This is a genomic window from Pseudoselenomonas ruminantium (genome assembly GCF_900142515.1).
Lineage (GTDB): Bacteria > Bacillota > Negativicutes > Selenomonadales > Selenomonadaceae > Selenomonas_A > Selenomonas_A ruminantium_D.
On the sequence record NZ_FRBC01000006.1, the window covers coordinates 1 to 19,283 of the forward strand.

Sequence of the window (19,283 nt, forward strand, 5' to 3'; positions counted from 1 at the left end):
GCCTTACACACTCTCCACAGGCGTAACTTCCCGTAGTCCCTACGGTAGTTGTGTACTTGTCGGCCTTTTGACTTAGCACTGACCGCCTAATCATGTTACCACTTTCGCGCGGTAGATGGTACACGCACCTAGTTATACCTGCTGGCAGCTTACTGCTTGGTTTTCGCGTTTCAGCTGCGTAACGCAATTTCGCAGGTCTTCTCCTTTCTTAGAAGATTTTCGATATTCGTTACCAAGATTATACCGCATAACTATCTACGGAGCAATTGTCTGGCTCAATTACTTACGTAAATTCGCCAGCCCCGCCTTCATCCCCCACCTAAGATGTGGAGGACTTCTGGCGGATTAGGTTAAAATTATCTTAAAACATGTTCCTTCATGCTATCCAATCAGCTTTACGGATACCGACACGCCTCAAACAGGCTGAACAGGCGGTAATTCTTCCCTATCTTCAGCGATATCATCTACCACCAGCTCAGCGGTCATGACCTCAGCCAACGCTTGCGTCATCACATCCTGTTCCCCGGAAGCAACAGGTTCTACCGGCGGCAATTCCACGATTTCCCGCGGATGACCTTCTGTTCCTTCGTTTTGAACTGTTACGGGCATGACCGGTGGCAGTTCAATGGTATCTGCCGGCAGCGGCTGTGGCTCTGACACCTGCTGTCTCTGTGGCGGCGTAGGTACCACTGGCTTTGGTGCAGTTTTTGGCGGTGCCGGTTTGATTTGCGGCATTTCCAAAGGACGCGGCGATATCATGGATGGAGCATCCGGTTTCCCGCTCCGCTTCCTGGCCTTTTTCTCACGATCGATATCAGCTGCTGTGATAATGATGGGGATTGCCTTCTTTTGACGTTCCTGTACCCGCTGTTTTTCTTCCAGTTCGGCTGAAGACTTTACCGCCGCCCAGCGAAACCGGGAATTGAGCTGCGGTAAATCATCCACAGCCTTATCGACCGCCTGTGCAGCCTGCTTTGCTTTATCCTCAGCTTTATCATCCTTCACTAACTGTGAACGAAATAATTCCTGACTATCCACAGTTGAAACCGCTTCCGCAGCCTCTCCCCAGTTTCCCAGCAGCATCATCCCCATAAAAAAAATGATTCCCCACACACGCTTGCTTTGCTTCATTGACTGTATCCCCCAATGTCCTGTGCTGTAAATTTCTCTACATAGATATAATAAAATTCGGCAGAACCAATAAAAAGTCCTGCCGAATCTCATTCACTAAACTCAGATTTCTTTGAAGCTGACTACGCCTTTTTGAAAGACATCCAGTGCCGTGCTGCGCAGATCCGGATTGTCAATCAGCTGCACAGAATAGCGGCCACCTTTATTGCCGCGGAAGAACGTCACTGCCATCTGCGTATCAGCCGTTGCCGTCGTGTCCGGCTTGCCATCCCCATCGGTATCGATTTCCACTTCCTTGGCGGTGATGGCATAGACAGCCTTATCCTGCGCCGTGCGATTGATCAACATGATGCCTTCATAGCCATTAGAGGCCATCAGATCGTTCAGATATTTTTTTGCCTCTTCCTCATTGATCGTATTCAGGTTCGGTATTTTATCCTCGGCAAAAGCATCTTTGATAACGATCCAGGCATTTTTTATATTATAGCCCTCATTAGCAAAAATCAAGACTTCGCCCTGCTTGCCCTCATAAAGCGCACTGGCAGGAATGACATGCGGTTTCTGTGGGCAATTGATGGTATAGCCGTACTGTTTGCTGGTATATACATAGCTGTTAACGGTCTGGGATGCAGACGCTGCCGATGCCTGCTGAACCTGAGACGCCGCCGGAGTCTCAGCCTTCTTCTTAGCATCAGCCTGAGACATTCCCATTCCCATAAAAAAGACTCCCATCAGGCCCAAGGCTGTGATAATCTTCGCTTTTTTCCTCATCGTACATTACCTCTTTTCATAAAAGCGTGTTGCGCAAACCTGAATTACGCAACATGCCTTGATTGCTATGCCAGGATTCCTGTTTCTCTAATGCTACATTATATCACCGTTTCCGGGCCGGTTCCACATTTACCTTCCAGCCCTTGACCGTATTGCGGTGCATCGTGCTCATGACACGCTCAGCCACATCTTCCGGCACTTCCACGAACGTGAACTTGTCATAGATATTGATAACCCCAATGGTTGCGCCCGGAATATCCGCTTCGTCAGCGATAGCCCGGACGATATCAGCCGGACGGATTTTCTGGCTGCGGCCGATATTGAAGAACAGGCGTACCATGCCAGGTGCCCCGCCCGTATCGCCAAAACCAGTATCCGTGTCACTCTTCTCGTCCTTAAAACCTTCCAGAGACAGTTTCAGGGCTGCAGCCGCGATATCCACCATATCGAAACCTTCTGCCGCCACATCCGAGATGATTTCATGGTAATCATCATAATGATTCTGCTGCAGGGTCTTCACGAGACGCTCCTGCACCAGATCCTTCTGCCGTTCCAGCAGATCCGAAGCCGTCGGCAGTTCCTTGCGCTGGATCTTCGTATGGGCCAGCTTCATGATGAGGCGCAGCTGACGATACTCCTTCGGCTCGATAAAGGTCATGGCTACGCCCTTGCGGCCAGCACGGCCCGTACGGCCAATGCGGTGCACATAGGATTCATGGTCCTGTGGGATATCGTAGTTGATGACATGCGTAATGTCATCGATGTCGATACCGCGAGCAGCTACATCGGTGGCAATCAGGATATCGATGCGTCCTTCGCGGAAACGCTTCATCACACGGTCACGCTGAATCTGGGACAAATCACCATGCAGGCCGCCAGCAGAATAACCGCGTGCCTCAAGCGAAGCCGTCAGATCATCAACCGCCCGCTTGGTGCGGCAGAAGATGATGAGCTTGCCCGTCTCTTCCACATCCAGCACCCGGCAAAGGCCCTCGAATTTCTCGCGGGTTTCATAATAAAGCTGGTCAATCAAAGAAACTGTGAGATTTTCCTTGGTGATCGTGATGCGCTGGGGATGCTCCATATAACGGCGGGAAAGCTTTTCAATCGGCCCCGGCATGGTGGCCGAAAAGAGCAGCGTCTGCCGACCTTCAGGAATCTGCTTGATGATGCTTTCAATATCATCAATGAACCCCATATCCAGCATCTCATCAGCTTCATCCAGGACCAGGGTCTGCACATTCTCCAGATCGAGAGTTCCCCGGTTCAGATGGTCCAAAAGACGCCCCGGCGTACCGACAACGGCATGCACACCGCGCTTCAGAGAGCGGATCTGCCGGTCAATGGACTGACCGCCATAAATCGGCAGCGTGCGCACCCGCTTGAACTTGCCGATCTTATTGAGCTCTTCTGCCGTCTGGATTGCCAGTTCCCGGGTCGGCGTGAGAATGAGTGCCTGCACCTTATGGAATTTCTCGGCAATCTTCTCCACCGTAGGAATGCCAAAGGCCGCCGTCTTCCCTGTTCCCGTCTGGGCCTGACCAATCACATCATGCCCTTCCAGCGTCAGGGGAATCGTCTGCGCCTGAATCGGCGAAGGCTCCTCAAACCCCATCTCCCGCAGTGCCTGCAGCACCTTGCGGCTCAGTTCAATCTCACCAAAGTTTTTAAGTTCCTGTTTCAAAAAGTTCCTCCAAAAAATATATATGAATCTTTATAGGGACAATGCGTGGCAATTTGTCCCTACTTGCCTCCAAAAAGACAAAGCTATATCACTGCCCATCAGGGTATTTGGGTACTTTTCTTTGCGCCAAAGAAAAGTACCACCACGCATTATTCTTTAACAGGCTCTCCCACTACATCATAGGTAAAGCCCTGCAATATGCGCACTTTAATAACATCTCCCGGCTTGCTCTCCGTATCGCCTTCGATATAGACCTGTCCGTCAACCTCCGGCGCCTCGCGGTAAGAGCGTCCCACCGCGATATTGGGCTGTTCCTCGTCCCGTCCTTCCACAAGGACTTCAATCACTTTGCCTTCAAAGCTCTGGTTGACCTCCTCGGAAATCTTGCTCTGCACGCTCATGAGGTCATGATAGCGCTCCTGCATGACTTCTTCGGAAATCTGGTTTTCCATATTATAAGCCGGCGTATCTTCCTCACGGGAATACGTGAACACGCCTACCTTGTCCAGACGCTGTTCAATCAGGAAGTTGCGCAAAGTCTGATACTGCGCATCCGTCTCTCCAGGGAAGCCGACAATGAACGTCGAACGGATAGTAACACCCGGAATCCGCTCCCGCAGTTTCTTGATCAGGGTAATCATCTGCTCCTGCGTATCGGGACGATGCATGGATTTGAGCACAGAATTATGGGCATGCTGCAAAGGCAGATCCACATACTTGCAGACCTTGGGTTCCGTAGCATATACATCAATGAGTTCATCCGTGAAGAACTTCGGATAGCAGTAAAGGGTGCGCACCCATTTGAGCTTGGGCACCTTGACCACTTCGCGCAGCAGCTCCGCCAATGCCGGACGGTTGTAGATGTCCCGACCATAGTTGGTGCTGTCCTGCGCGATGAATACCACTTCCCGCACGCCCTGTTCCGTAAGGTTCTCTACTTCCTTGCAGATATCCTCGATTTTCCGGCTGCGGAAACGGCCGCGAATCTGCGGGATAGCACAGAAGGCACAACGGTTGTCACAACCTTCGGCAATCTTCACATAAGCCGTATAATCCGGCGTCGTGCGGATGCGCGGCGTCTTCTCATCATAAAGGGTATCATCCTCATCGGCGATCACCACACGGCGGCCCTTCAGCGTTTCCTCCACGGCCTCCATGATACGCCCCCAGGCCCCCGTGCCCAGAATGGCATCGGCTTCCGGCAGTTCATCCAGCAGTTCCTGCTTATAGCGCTGGCCTAAGCAACCCGCCACGATCAGGCTGCGGCAACGGCCGGATTCCTTATAATCCGCCATATTCAGCACCGTGGTAATGGACTCTTCCTTGGCCGACTGGATAAAGGCACAAGTATTGACAATCAAGATATCGGCTTCAGCGGGATTATTGGTCAGTTCGATGCCATGATCCCGGAGCTCGCCCAGCATAATTTCTGTATCCACCAGATTCTTGGAACAGCCAAGACTGATAAAACCTGCTTTCACAAAAAAACCTCCTAATGAATATACGCTCTAATTACGAAAGAGGATACAGCCTGTATGGACAGACAGCACCCTCTGCATAACACACAACACACGAAATATGAAACTTATTTGAAGCGGACTTCCTTGACCCATCGATCCAGAAAATCATGCCGCTGTTGGGCCGTGAAATTCACGGGCTGATCAAAGAGAATCATATTCTTCCCGGCAAAGGATTTGTAAGCCAAAGTGCCAGGATTAGTGGGAACAAAGTAAAAATCCTGTTTCTGCAAGACCTGTTGTGCCTCATCAGACAAAAGCCAATCAGCAAATTCTTTGGCCGCCATAATATCAGCAGGCTTGCCCTTATAGACAATCCCCGTACCGGTAATCATGGCTGCTGTACCATCAGCAGGATAGACAATCTTCAACGGATAGCCCCCCTGCATATAACGGATGGCCTCGCTTTCCACGGCAATAGCCACATCCACTTCCCCCATGCCCGCCTGGCGGACCGGGTTGGAAAGATAGCGGGCATACTGTACCACCTTCGGATGGATCTGCCGCCAGATATCATAGGTAGCCACATCCCCGAATTGCGCCAGCATGCTCAGGAACAGATTCGCCGACGCATCCGCGGCCAAAAAATCTGTGACGCCCACGCGCATTTTCGGCTGAGCAGCCAATTCCGTCCATGTGTCAGGCACCCGTGACAGGGTCAGAAGATAATCCTTATTCATACAGAACACGATAGGATCATACCAGACTCCCACCCAATATCCATCCGCCTGGCGAAAATTCTCTGGTACCTGATCGCCCGCTTCTGAAAGATACGGTGTCAGATAGCCTGCCACCGCGGCCTGGGTCAACGTATCTTTATCGGCCAGCACCATGGCCACCGTCCCATCGCCCTCAGCTGTCACCTGCGTTTGCAGACGCTTTATGATATCCCCGGAGGAAAGCGGCACGAAGTTCACCCGTACCTGATGCGATCTCTCATAAGCATTCGTCAAAATAGCCGCATGCTCAGCAGGCAACGTCGTATAGACAGTCACTTCCCGCAAAGGACGATCTTTTGCCTCATGCCCTGCCCTGGCAAAATAAAAGGAACCTGCCATCACCAGGATAAACAACAAAAAAGCCGTCAGCAACAGGGATGTATACCTTCTCATTATAACAATACCTCGCTCACAACTCCAATCAAACCTATTCTATCATAAGAAAAGACGTGCCGCAATAGATTTTGCATACACTTCCCTCATCCTGCACTCCCTTCCCGGACAGCACAGGAAGCCCGGACAGATAAAGGATAAAATATATACGAAACCCCGGGAGCCGGCAATCCTCTACTATCACATCTGACGGCTTGCGTCAAGATCTCAGGAAAGAATTGCCAACCCCCGGGGCATTTTTATATGAAGTTGGAATTTACCAGATGAACAGGCCGGCGATACCTGCGGACAGCAGGGAAACCAGGATACCGGACAACAGCATGTAGCCTACATTACGGGAGATGAGCTCATTCTTGTCATCATCCACCAGGCCTTTGAAACAGCCGATAATCATACCAAGCGTAGAGAAGTTAGCAAAGGAAGTAACGAATACCGTCAGTACACCCTGCATATGCTGGCTGAACTGTCCCATGATATCCTGTACGCTGAGCATGACTACAAATTCATTCGTAACCAGCTTCGTGCCCATGTACTGCGCCAACTGGAAAGCCTCACCACTGTCCAGACCCATAAGCCAGGCGAAGGGGAACATGATGCAGCCAAGGATATTTTCCAGCGTGATAGCCGGATGGATCAGCACCAGCAGCATATCGATCAATTTTGCCAGCGCCACGAAAGCAATAACGTTAGCACAGATAATGAGTACCAGACGGCCTGCACCCAGGATGGAATTACCCAGGAAGGAGAAGAACGGTTCACGTTCTGCACCACCATCGTTTACACGGGCAACAGTATCTTCTTCTTCCGAAATCTTGACCGGATGAAGGATATTGGTAACAATCAGTGCATTGATAACGTTCAAAGGAATAGCCGTGATAATGAATTCACCAGGCATCATCTTCGTGTAAATACCGACCATAGCAGCCGTGATGCAGCTCATGGACATCATTGCCAACGTCAGGCAACGATCAGCCTTCATGCGTTTAAGCTGCAAGCTGGATACAGCCAGCGCCTCCGTATTGCCCAGGAACATCATTTCAATCGCAAAGAAGGATTCAAACTTGGGAGCATGGGTAAGAATGGCCAGACCCTTACCGACCCATTTGATAATAAAAGGCAGGACACCGATATAAGTCAGGATATCAAACATCGGTACAACCAGCAAGATCGGCAGAAGTGCCGAAGTGAAGAAGTTCATCTGCGGAACATGGACCCAATCCGGGAAGGCAAAGGCAATACCTTCATAGGCCACACTGATCAGCCAGTTGAAGCCTGCCGCTGCAGCCACTATGATCTCGCGGCCCACAGAGAAGGACGTCAGGAACCAGGCCAGGAACACGTTCAAAGCCAGCAAAGAACCTACGCAACGCCACTGAATAGCACTGCGCTTTTTGGATAAGAGAATGCCGATGCCCAAGAACACCGCCACACCAATGAGGTTTACGATTAAAAACATATAAATTCCCCTTTGTATGATTACTGTGTGCCAATAGGACACATGTCCTATTGTCGCACAAAACATAAGTCTTTGTCAATATCGGTCAAAACTCCGTGAAGGCGTAAGGCATAAGTTCTTCCAGGGTAACTACCTTGACATCGCCCTTCATATTGGCCATGATGATCTTCGGAATCTTGAATTCCACCATTGCCTGACGGCAGGCACCGCAGGGTGAACAAGGACCAGGTGTATCGGCAATCAGAGCAATTGCCTCAAACTCCTGTTCTCCCTCAGAAACAGCCTTGAAGATTGCCGTTCGTTCAGCGCAATTGGTTATCGGAAAGCTGGAATTCTCCACATTACAGCCACCGTACACATTGCCCTTCTTCGTGAGCACAGCCGCACCAACCTTAAACTTCGAATAAGGGCTGTAGGAAAACTCACGGTATTTTTTCGCAGCCGCGATTAATTCTTTATCCTCCACCGCAAAAACACTCCTTCAATACATAATTATGCGATAATTTAGCGGAATGATTTGACTGGTCATCCGACCAGCCAAATCGTTCCTTTATGATAAGCTTAGTACTTCTCTACTTTATCTTTTTCCACACGAGCATATACCAGGGGTTTCTTGACCGGAGCTTTCGCTTCAACCACAACAGCCTTGCGGTACATGTCTTCAGCACTCTTCAAAGATGCTTCCTTGGAAGTGTAAAGGGTGACCATCACGTCGCCTGCTTTCACTTCGTCGCCGTATTTCTTATGCAGCACGAGGCCAGCGGAGAAGTCAATATCGCTTTCCTTAGTTTCACGACCTGCCCCCAGGATTACGGACATCTCACCAATGGACTCTGCATTCATGCTGGTGATGAAGCCATCCGTTTCAGCCTTGATCTCAGCTTTGTATGGAGCCTGTGCGAATTTTGTATAATCGCGGAGCACGCTGTCATCGCCGCCCTGCTCCTTGACCATATTGCAGAACGTTTCAAAAGCAGAACCATCTGCAATGGATTTTTCAGCCATCTTACGGCATTCTTCCGGCGTTCCTTTGCCTACGAGATAGAGCATGTTGGAAGCCAGCTGGAGGGAAACCTCCGTAAGATCAGCCGGACCATGGCCTTTGAGCACATCCATGGATTCCGCTACTTCAAGGCTATTGCCAATACCAAGGCCCAGCGGCGTATCCATATCCGTGATCAGAGCAACCGTGCGGCGGCCTGCGCCCTCACCAATAGCCACCATGGTCTGTGCCAGTTTGATGGAGTCATCCAGCGTCTTCATGAAGGCACCACTGCCGGTCTTTACATCCAGCAGGATGCAGTCAGAACCTGCAGCCAGCTTTTTGCTCATAATAGACGAAGCAATCAGAGGAATGCTGTCAACAGTTGCCGTCACATCACGCAGCGCATAGAGTTTCTTGTCTGCCGGAGCCAGATTGCCAGACTGGCCAATCAGGCTGATGCCACATTTGTTAACCGTATCGAAGAATTCCGTGCGATCCAGTACCGTGCGGAAGCCCGGAATGGATTCCAGCTTGTCCACAGTACCGCCGGTGTGACCCAGGCCACGGCCGCTCATCTTGGCCACTTTGCCGCCGCAGGCTGCCACAATCGGGCCCACGATCAGGGTAGTCTTGTCACCTACACCGCCAGTGGAATGTTTGTCAACCTTCTTGCCAGCGATTGCCGACAGGTCGATCATATCGCCGGATTTTGCCATGCACATGGTGAGCTGGGTGATTTCATGGTCATTCATACCATTGAACCAGATGGCCATCAGCATGGAAGACATCTGATAATCAGGGATCTCCCCCTTGACATAGCCGTCAATCATGAACTGGATTTCAGCGTCCGTCAATGCTTCGCCATGTTTCTTCTTCGTAATCAGGTCGTACATTCTCATAGGAAAAAAGCCTCTTTTCTAAGATTAATCTTTGATAATGCGCGGGAGCAGGCTCTCGCCCTTGGTCTTCAGGTCACAGTCAAACATATCGGAAATCGTAGCACCGATCATCGCAAACGTAGCATGGGTGCCCAGATTTACATTCGCCTTGATATGCTTGCCGTAAATCAGCAGGGGGATGTATTCACGGGTATGGTCGGTGCCTGGTGCGCCAGGGTCGCAGCCATGGTCGGCAGTGATCATCAGCACATCATCATCGCGCATCTTGGCCATGAACTCGCCCAGCTGCTTGTCAAATACCGTTGCGGCATTAGCATAGCCGTCAATATCGCGGCGATGGCCGTAAGCCATATCGAAATCCACGAGATTGACAAAGCACAGGCCTTCGAAATCTTCATCCATGACCTTCAGGGTCTTTTCCATGCCATCCACATTGTCCTTGTTGATGCCAAGGGTGCGGCTGATATTACGGCCGGCAAAGATATCGGAAATCTTGCCGACACCGATGGTATCAAGGCCCTTGCGACGCAGGGCATCCATCATAGTGTCGCCCGTCGGGTCAAGGGAGAAATCATGACGGCGCGGCGTACGGGTGTAGTTCGGATACTCGCCTACATACGGACGGGCAATCACGCGGCCCACACCGTGTTCACCCTGCAGGATCTCACGGGCAATCTTGCAGTATTCATAGAGTTTTTCTACCGGTACATCATCTTCATGTGCCGCAATCTGGAACACGCTGTCAGCAGAAGTGTAGACGATGAGCGCTCCCGTTTCCTTCTGTTCACGGCCATAGTCCATGAGTACCTGCGTCCCGGAATACGGCTTGTTGCAGATGATCTTCTTGCCAAAGGCCTTTTCCAGCTTCTCGATGAGATCAGCCGGGAAACCATCCGGATAGGTCGGCATAGGACGCTCGGACACGATGCCGGCGATTTCCCAATGGCCCGTGGTGGTGTCCTTGCCCTGGGAGAGTTCCCGCAGACGGGCAAAGGAGCCGATCGGTTCAGCGACAGGCTCGCCGCAGCCAACACCATCGATATTGAACAGGCCCAGTTTCTTCATATTCGGGGTATCATACTTGGCAGAACCTACAATGGACTTCAGGGTATTGCATTCCCCATCACCAAATTCAGCGGCATCCGGCTCATAACCGATACCGTAGCTATCCAAAACAATAATGAATGCTCTTTTGAATTTGCCCATTATTTATCCACCTCGTCCTTCAAAAGTTTTACCGCTGCGCTGCAGCCCAGGCGAGTGCAGCCAGCCTCGAGATAAGCTTCCATCTCTTCACGCGTGTGGATGCCGCCAGCCGGTTTCATCTGTACGCCTTCACCGATGTTTGCCTTGAAGAGTTTGATATCTTCCAACGTAGCGCCCTTGGGGCCAAAGCCCGTGGATGTCTTGATGAAGTCCGCACCAGCTTCGGTCACGCACTTGCAGGCAGCGATCTTCTCTTCTTCCGTCAGGAAGCAGGTTTCCACAATAACCTTCAGCACACGATTGCCGCAGAGGTTCTTGAGCGCCTTGATCTCGCTGGTCACAAATTCCGTATTGCCTTCCTTCAAAGCACTGACATTGATGACCATGTCGATTTCCTGGGCGCCATCAGCCAGCGCCTGAGCCGTTTCCGCAATCTTAGCGGCCGTATTGCAATTACCATTGGGGAAGCCAACAACGCAAGCTACCTTCAGTTTATCACCATATTTCTCCACAATCCGCGGTACATAGCAGGACGGCACCATCACCGTAGCCGTTTTATAAGCAATTGCCTCCTCGCAAAGAGCTTCAAATTCTGACCAAACAGCATTCTGTTTCAATAAGGTATGATCAACCTTTGCCAAAATTTCCTGTGCGTTCATTATACATCCTCCTAATCAAACTACAAACGATAAGTGGAAAAAGTCACAATCTTTCCTTTTTCTCTCATTGCTCTTATTGTATCGCTTTTTATCGTACAATAAAAGGACACATGTCTGAATGTGTCCCGAATAATAATAATTTGATAATATTTTTTTATTCACCACGACGCCCATGATAAAGACACCAGGGTTCTTCGGCCATATAGTCACCACCATGATAATAAGCGGCTCTGGCCCGGCAGCCGCCACAGACTCCCTTGTAGTTGCAGGAACCGCAGCCACCGCTGTATTCCAGCGTGCGCAGTTTCTTCAGGACTTCACTGCTGTTCCAGATTTCGTCAAAAGGAGTATCGTGGACATCCCCCAGCTCCATATTGAGGTAAGCACAGGGCTGTACTTTCCCCCGCGGGCTGATGATGCAATAGGAAAGACCGGCCAGACAGCCGCGATGGAAACGCGTCTTTACCCCCAGCTGGTCAGCGATGCGCAAGAACTGCGGTGCACAGGTTGGCTTGAGCTCAATATCGACGGTCTGCTGCTTCTTCATAATGCGAGTCAGTACCTCTTCATACGCTTCCGCCCGCAGGGATTCTTCCTCAATGGTCGCAGCTCTGCCCGTGGGCACCAGGAAAAAGAAATGATGCGCCTTGGCACCGATTTCCACAGCAAAATCGGTCATGGCTTCCAGTTCATGCTGATTCCAATCCATAACCGTGGTATGGATCTGGAATGGCAGCCCCACTTCCCGGCAGTTCTTCATGCCCTGCACAGCTCCATCCCAGCCGCCGGGGAAGGAACGGAATCTATCGTGTTTCGCCTTATCGAGCGAATCCAGCGAAATCCCCATCCCCCTGGCACCAGCCTCTTTGAGCGCTTTTGCCATTTCCAAAGTGATCAGCGTACCATTTGTGCCGAACACCGGGAACAGTCCCAAATCGGCAGCATATCGGACCAGTTCCACGATATCGGGACGGGTCAGGGGTTCGCCGCCAGAGAAAATCATGATCTTAAAGCCCGCTTTGGCAATCTCCCGCAGAAGCTTCTTCGCTTCTTCCGTAGATAATTCATCCTCAGCCTTGCAGCCGGCATCACGATAGCAATGGGCGCAATACATATTGCAGTTATTGGTGGTATTCCAGGATACGATTTTCACAGTACGCCCTCCTTATTTAATGCCAATCTCTTCATCGGTCAGATAACAGGAGGGGTCCGACTCCCAGAAGTCTCCAGTCACAGCTTCGGCCCGCGTACGGAAATTGCCATTGCAGTTATCGAGGAACTTACATTTTGCACAGCGTCCCTTGAGCAGATGCTTTCTATCCTTCAATCCGGCCAGAATGGGGCTGGCACTGGTATCCGACCAGATATCGCCAAATTTGCGCTCCCGCACATTACCAAAGGTATGATGCTGGGTAAACTGATCCGGATGCACATAGCCCAATGGATCGACCTCTCCGAAGGCAATACCGGAGCGATTGCCGCCATTCATCGATATATATTTCTTGATCTGTGCAGCCACTTCATCACGGCCCTCAGACAAAGCCTTGAGATACATATAGACACCATCACAGTGGTTATCCACCGTCAGGATCTCCTTCTCCAGCCCTCGTTCCTCGAAATCACGCGTACGGCGGATAATGATATCCATAGCCCTGCGGGATTCCTCCGGCGTCACATCCTGATTTACCATTTTTTCGCCGCGGCCAGAGTATACAAGATGATAGAAGCAAACGCGATTGATGCCCTTTTCTTCAATGAAGTCAAAGATATCATCAAGCTCCATGATATTGTGGTGGTTGATCGTAAAGCGCAGGCCAACCCGCTGACCAACGGCCACACAATTCTCAATGCCCTGCATCGCCTTCTCGTAAGCGCCTTCCACACCGCGGAACTTGTCATTGACATCCTTGAGTCCATCCAAAGAAATCCCCACATAGCCCACGCCGATATCCTTGATGCGCTGAGCCACTTCCCGTGTGATCAGCGTGCCATTGGTTGAAAGCGTCGGACGCACGCCCTTCTTCTGGGCATATTCCGCCAGTTCGAAGAAATCCGGACGGATCAGGGGTTCACCACCAGAAAACAACAATACCGGCACATGGAAATCCGCCAAATCATCAATGAATTTCTTGGCTTCTTCCGTGGTCAGCTCATTCTTGTACTTCTGGGCATCCGACTGCATATAGCAATGCATGCACTTCAGATTGCAGGTCTTGGTGGAATTCCACACCACCACCGGTCCCATCCCTTCTGCTGCCCCATTTCTCATGCTATGGGCACTCTTGGTATAGCGTAGATTATCACCATAATAGTCCCGCGCAAATAATAATTTCGTTACACTAATCATCTGATCCCTCTCCTAAAACAATACACATATTTTCAGCAGCCACATTATTCCGTTATCTCATCCGGCTGCTTTCTGATCCCATCCAAAAGCAACCGCATCTTCATCGCTACATTTTCCTGGAAAGAAATATCCAAGGTACTGAAAGCCGTGGCCTGATAAATCGAATGGAACATCTCCGTTATGAGTTCTGCCGGCACATCATCACGCACCTCACCAGCTTCCTGCCCCTCTTTCAAAATCCGCTCAAAAAGAGGCTTGAATCCCGGTGTAGGCACAGATCTTCGTTCTTCTGCATCCTCTGGCAGTCCCGAATGGTCAGCGGCCGCCAAAAACAGTGGCAATACATAGCGATTCTCGTCCAGGAACCGTGCCGTCAGCATACAAGCCACCGATAAGAGCTCGCAGGCTGGCCTTTTATCCTCCCGCAGTTCCTTGATGCTGGTACTGACCTCTGTCACCAGACGCCCCAAAAGATGCACCAGCAGTTCTTCCTTGGACTGGAAGTAATTATAAAAAGTTCCTGTACCTAAGTCCGCACCATTCATGATGTCAGCAATCGAAGCCTCACGAAACCCCTTCTTGCTGAACACCACCACCGCCGCGTCCAATATCGCCTGCCGGGACAACATCTTCTTCCGCTCCCGGCGGCCTATTTTCTCTTCCATAATCGCATCTCCCCGTTTCCTCTGTATTTCATTCTGTTTATTATTATATCGGAAAAATCAGTATAAGAAAAGAAAAAAATGAATTTGATTCATATTTATCAGGAAAGCACACGAAAAAAGCCACCCTCGACTATGCAGCGACACCATAAGTCAGACCAGGAAATCTAACTTACCGGGGTCACTGCACAGAAGGGTGACTTCGGAAATTTCTTCAGGACATCAATACCTCAGCTCATGTCAGTTCTTCAACACGAGATCCGCATCGGTCAGGGTACCTTCTTTGGCTTTCTGCGTCAATTCCGCCGTTGCCGTAAACAGCACATCACTGGAGCTGTTCAGTGCCGTTTCACAGGAATCCTGCAATACGCCAATGATGAAACCGACACCGACCACCTGCATGGCAATATCATTGCTGATGCCAAACGACGAGCAGGCTACGGGAATCAGCAGCAGGGAACCGCCGGCCACTCCCGAGGCACCGCAAGCGCCTACCGTAGCAATAATGCAGAGGAGCAAGGCCGTAGGCAGGTCCACATCAATCCCCAGGGTATGCGCACAAGCCAGAGATAATACCGCAATGGTGATAGCCGCACCACTCATGTTGATGGTAGCCCCCAGCGGAATGGAAACGGAATAGGTATCCTTATGCAAGCCCAAACGTTCACAGAGTTCCATATTCACAGGGATATTAGCCGCCGAACTTCTCGTGAAGAAAGCATAGAGCCCGCTTTCCCGCAAAGTCGTCAACACCAGCGGATACGGATTACGGTGAATGTGCATATAGACAATCAGCGGGTTCATGATCAGGGCTACGGAGAAGAATGCCCCCAGGAGCACAGCCAGCAGATGGAAGTAACCCATGATGGCTTCCGCGCCGTTGGTGCCGATGGCATCTGCCACCAGGCCCATGATGCCAAAGGGTGCCAAACGGATAACCCACTGTACCAGCTTCGTGACGGCCTTGGCAAAATCATTCAAGGTTTCTTTCGTACTGTCCGAAGCGCTGTGCAGAGCCAGACCGGTCAGCACACCCCAGGCAAGGATGCCGATATAATTGGCGCTGGCAATGGCATGGATGGGATTATCCACCACATTCAGCACGAGATTGTGCAGGACTTCCAGGATGCCGCTTGGCGGCGTAAGCTTCGCATCAGCCAACTGCAGCTGCAAGGTGGTAGGGAATGCGAATGAATAAGCCACTGCCACCAGCGATGCAAAGAACGTAGCCAACACATAGAGCCGGACAATCGGCTTCATCGAAGCACTGGCATCCGCATTTTTCTGAGCCATAGCATTCATGACGAGCACGAACACCAATACCGGTGCCACGCCCTTCAATGCCCGTACGAACAAATCACCGAATATAGCCACCAACGGCACCATTCCCGGTGCAGTCAGGGCGATGATGATACCAATTACTAAACCAACTGCGATTAGCTTGATCAGGGCAGTTTCCATATATTTCCTGCCAACTTTTCTAAACATGCTAATCATCCTCCTTCAAAAAATTTCTTGTATTACGATAAGTGCGTTCACCTATATTATACATATGTTAGTATATACTATACTTTACACTTTTGCAAGAGATAAAGACAAAAATGTTTATTCACAGTGAACTATTGCTATTAAAGCAAAAAGAATGCGTACACATTTCGAGAATGTGTACGCATTCAGAGGACATAACACGAAGAAACTATCACAAAAGCGATTCACTTTGCAATTCAATCAGATAGCGGCCCACAGCATCCTGCCAGCGGGGCAAGAGCGTAAAGCCATTATCCACCAGCTTTTCCGTACTCATACGGGAATTCTTCGGTCGTACAGCTTTGACCGGATAAGCCGATGAATCAACAGGTGTAACCATAACATCCCTGCCCGCCTGACGAAAGACTTCCGCTGCCAGCTCCGCCCAGGAACAGAAGCCTTCATTGGTGGCATGGTAAACGCCATATTTTTCCGTATGCACCATATCAGCCAGCAGCACCGCCAAATCACGGGTATAAGTCGGTGAGCCGATCTGATCGTTCACAACGTTGAGTTCCTTATGGCTCTTAGCCAGATTCAGCATGGTACGGATAAAGTTCTTGCCATGAATGCCAAATACCCATGAAATACGCACAATGAAATATTTTTTCAGCAGCTCCTGCACCGCTTCTTCCCCGGCCAGCTTAGAGTGGCCATAGACATTCTGCGGCCCCTTGGGCGCATCCACCTCATAAGGCTTATCGCCATCCCCGGGAAACACATAATCCGTGCTGATATAGACCATCTTGGCACCGATTTCAGCGCAGGCCCGCGCAATATGACGGGTACCTTCCTCGTTGATGGCATGGCAGAGTTCCGGCTCATCCTCAGCCTTATCCACAGCCGTATAGGCAGCACAGTGAACCACCACATCCGGCTGATAATTTCTGATATAGTTTTCCGTAGCTGCACCATCGGTCAGGGAGAAATCCTTGCTGGATACGCCCTGTACTTCCACGCCCCGGCTTAAAAATTCATTGACACAATCATGGCCCAACTGGCCTGTCACCCCTGTGACCAAAACTTTCATCAAAGATCCATCCTCTCCATACATTCCGCTTGATTCAGCATTTCTCCATGTTGTTTATAAATTCTATACAAATAAAAAAATTCCTGCCTCACATAAAAAAAGCCTTCCCAGATGAGAAGGCTCTCTCTATATCAGAGGAATCCTCAAATGAATCGTAGTTCCCTTACCCAATTCGCTGCTCATGGATATCTCAATACCATGCTGTTCGGCAATCCAGCTGGCAATGGACAAGCCCAGCCCCGTGCCACTGACGCCCTTGGCCTTGGTACGGGAGGTATCTACACGATAAAAACGTTCAAATACCTTTTTCTGATCTTCCGGAGCAATGCCAATGCCGTCATCAGACAGATCTACCTGCATGAATTTTCCCTGTGGCTCGGCCACATAACGGGAAGTTACCGTAATCCGCCCTCCTGCCGGTGTATATTTCTGGCTGTTGTCCAAAAAGATGCGGAACATCTGCCGCACCGTCACCAGATCACCATACATCAGACCATCGTCATTTTGCAGCAGCTCCACCGTATGTTCCTTGGTCACCAGCTGCATCTTCTTTATGATATCAGCCAAAACTTCACTGATTTCGATATTTTCCTTGTGAAGCACCTGACGCTTCTGGTCAGCCCGGGCCAGGAACAGGAGTTTTTCAATCAGCTGCTGCATGTTTTCCGCTTCAGAGCGGATGGCCGCAATGCCCTCATCCAAAACCTCTGCATCCTCCCGTCCCCAACGGGACAACAGATCCGAATACCCCAGGATAACCGTCACCGGCGTGCGCAACTCATGCGAAGCATCCGACACGAAACGCTGCTGCTGCTTGAAGCCACCTTCCAGACGATCCAGCATATGATTGAATGTCTCCGCCAGTTCCATCAGTTCATCCCGGGCAGGCGGCACCATCAGGCGCCGGTCCATCTTCTCCACCTCGATCTTCCGGGCCGTAACGATCATATCCCGAATGGGCTGCAAGATCTTGCGGCTGACAAAGAAACCTGCCAACAGCGCCAACAGGAAGCCCAAAATAGTCATCAGGAACAGAATCTTCTGCAGCGTTTCCAAGAAATGCTTTTCCGCCGTGATGGTCTTGAAAAAATGCATCTGATAGATCTTGCCCCGATAATCCACATCCATGCGGGCATGATAGAATGTTGCATTGCGAAATTGCACCACGCGCATATTCTTATTGGCCCAAAAGGGTGGATTTTTGACCGTATTTTCCTCAATCCGGCGCAACGGGGGAAAATGACTGTCGTTTTCAAACACGATCTGACCGGTCGTATCTGTGATACGCAGGACAACACCTGGCAGGACTATATCATCCCGGCCAAAATCCATATCAATCGATCGGCCCTGTTCCATCACATCCAGCACATGGTTCATGCTCATTTCAAGCTCTACTTCCGCTTGATGATAGAAGGAAAAGAACACGCCCAAGCCAGTCAGGACACTGGTAAGGATCAAAACGAGGAGCAGCACCGCCGCATAGAAACAGGTGATCTTCGTGGATATCTGCGCATAGCGCAGACGAGCAAACATCAGCCGGGGATGCCGAAGCCAGGCTTTAATCCCGAACTGCATAACCTATGCCCCGTACCGTATGAATGTATTTATCCTGGAAACGTTCATCAATCTTGGAGCGCAGATAACGAATGTAAACATCCACTACATTCGTGTCCCCATTATAGTCATATCCCCAAACTGCCTGCAGGATCTGTTCCCGGCTCAATACATTGCGCTTGTTGCGCAGAAGGTATTCCAGCAGGGTATATTCTTTTTTCGTCAGCTGTACGAATTCGCCTTTCACCCGTACTTCAAAGCGGCTGGGGATCATGATAAGATCCTTTACCGTCAGGCGCTCATTCTCATCCGCATCCTCCTGACGATCTTTATAATGGCTGCGCAGGGCACGCCGGATGCGCGCCAGGAGTTCCTGCATATCAAAGGGTTTCGTGATATAGTCATCAGCACCCAAATCCAAGCCGGAAACCATGTCCGATACATCATCCCGGGCCGTGAGCATGATGATTGGTACCTCCGAAACCTCCCGCACCTTGCGGCAGATCTCCATACCATCCATCTCCGGCAGCATCACATCTAAGAGTACCAGATCGAAGCTACCCTGCACGATGCGGTCAAGTGCCCGCCGGCCATTATCCTCCACGGCTGTATCATAACCTTCATGCTCTAATTCAATCTGTAAAAAACGGGCAATCCGCCGTTCATCTTCCACGATAAAAATCTTCGGGTTAGCCATTCTTTATTCCTCCTGCATCACAACATACATACATAATATAACGAAA

At 50.4% G+C, this 19,283-nt stretch carries 17 protein-coding genes; all 17 read right to left on the minus strand.

The annotated features are described in order from the left end of the window. Positions 1-414 precede the first annotated feature (414 nt). Positions 415-1,131: a hypothetical protein gene (locus BUB68_RS04285; protein WP_073088552.1), complete on the minus strand. Its 717-nt coding sequence runs from the start codon at positions 1,129-1,131 to the stop codon at positions 415-417. A 102-nt stretch (positions 1,132-1,233) separates the two neighbouring features. Then, entirely contained in the window at positions 1,234-1,902 is a 669-nt protein-coding gene (locus BUB68_RS04290) for a hypothetical protein (RefSeq protein WP_073088553.1), read from the minus strand. A 103-nt stretch (positions 1,903-2,005) separates the two neighbouring features. Further along, positions 2,006-3,586: a DEAD/DEAH box helicase gene (locus BUB68_RS04295; protein WP_073088554.1), complete on the minus strand. Its 1,581-nt coding sequence runs from the start codon at positions 3,584-3,586 to the stop codon at positions 2,006-2,008. 149 nt (positions 3,587-3,735) lie between these two features. Continuing rightward, positions 3,736-5,067, minus strand: a complete 1,332-nt coding sequence (gene rimO / locus BUB68_RS04300) for a 30S ribosomal protein S12 methylthiotransferase RimO (protein WP_073088555.1) — start codon at positions 5,065-5,067, stop codon at positions 3,736-3,738. 104 nt (positions 5,068-5,171) lie between these two features. Continuing rightward, entirely contained in the window at positions 5,172-6,215 is a 1,044-nt protein-coding gene (locus tag BUB68_RS04305) for an ABC transporter substrate-binding protein (protein ID WP_073088556.1), read from the minus strand. Between the two features lie 256 nt (positions 6,216-6,471). Further along, positions 6,472-7,671, minus strand: a complete 1,200-nt coding sequence (locus tag BUB68_RS04310; protein ID WP_073088557.1) for a NupC/NupG family nucleoside CNT transporter — start codon at positions 7,669-7,671, stop codon at positions 6,472-6,474. 85 nt (positions 7,672-7,756) lie between these two features. After that, entirely contained in the window at positions 7,757-8,137 is a 381-nt protein-coding gene (locus BUB68_RS04315; RefSeq protein ID WP_073088558.1) for a cytidine deaminase, read from the minus strand. A 95-nt stretch (positions 8,138-8,232) separates the two neighbouring features. Then, a complete protein-coding gene (locus BUB68_RS04320) occupies positions 8,233-9,555 on the minus strand; it encodes a pyrimidine-nucleoside phosphorylase (protein ID WP_073088559.1) in 1,323 nt (440 codons plus the stop codon). A gap of 24 nt (positions 9,556-9,579) precedes the next feature. Next, a complete protein-coding gene (locus tag BUB68_RS04325) occupies positions 9,580-10,761 on the minus strand; it encodes a phosphopentomutase (RefSeq protein ID WP_073088560.1) in 1,182 nt (393 codons plus the stop codon). Then, a complete protein-coding gene (gene deoC / locus BUB68_RS04330) occupies positions 10,761-11,420 on the minus strand; it encodes a deoxyribose-phosphate aldolase (protein ID WP_073088561.1) in 660 nt (219 codons plus the stop codon). Before deoC ends, BUB68_RS04325 begins: the two co-directional genes overlap by 1 nt. A 154-nt stretch (positions 11,421-11,574) precedes the next feature. Continuing rightward, complete coding sequence (gene nirJ2, locus BUB68_RS04335) at positions 11,575-12,573, minus strand: putative heme d1 biosynthesis radical SAM protein NirJ2 (protein WP_073088562.1); 999 nt, start codon at positions 12,571-12,573, stop codon at positions 11,575-11,577. Positions 12,574-12,585: 12 nt separating this feature from the next. Continuing rightward, entirely contained in the window at positions 12,586-13,767 is a 1,182-nt protein-coding gene (gene nirJ1, locus BUB68_RS04340) for a putative heme d1 biosynthesis radical SAM protein NirJ1 (protein ID WP_073088563.1), read from the minus strand. Between the two features lie 44 nt (positions 13,768-13,811). Next, on the minus strand, positions 13,812-14,432 hold the full coding sequence (locus BUB68_RS04345) for a TetR/AcrR family transcriptional regulator (RefSeq protein WP_073088564.1): 621 nt from the start codon (positions 14,430-14,432) through the stop codon (positions 13,812-13,814). A gap of 237 nt (positions 14,433-14,669) precedes the next feature. Then, entirely contained in the window at positions 14,670-15,917 is a 1,248-nt protein-coding gene (sstT, locus tag BUB68_RS04350; protein ID WP_073088565.1) for a serine/threonine transporter SstT, read from the minus strand. Between the two features lie 211 nt (positions 15,918-16,128). Beyond that, the gene (gene rfbD / locus BUB68_RS04355; protein ID WP_073088566.1) at positions 16,129-16,986 is read right to left on the minus strand and encodes a dTDP-4-dehydrorhamnose reductase; all 858 of its coding nucleotides are present in this window, start codon (positions 16,984-16,986) and stop codon (positions 16,129-16,131) included. A gap of 126 nt (positions 16,987-17,112) precedes the next feature. Further along, positions 17,113-18,561, minus strand: coding sequence for a sensor histidine kinase (locus BUB68_RS04360; protein WP_073088567.1), 1,449 nt, complete (start codon positions 18,559-18,561; stop codon positions 17,113-17,115). Then, positions 18,545-19,237 carry a response regulator transcription factor gene (locus BUB68_RS04365; RefSeq protein WP_073088568.1) on the minus strand — a complete coding sequence of 231 codons (693 nt, stop codon included), beginning with the start codon at positions 19,235-19,237 and terminating at the stop codon, positions 18,545-18,547. Before BUB68_RS04365 ends, BUB68_RS04360 begins: the two co-directional genes overlap by 17 nt. Positions 19,238-19,283 lie beyond the last annotated feature (46 nt).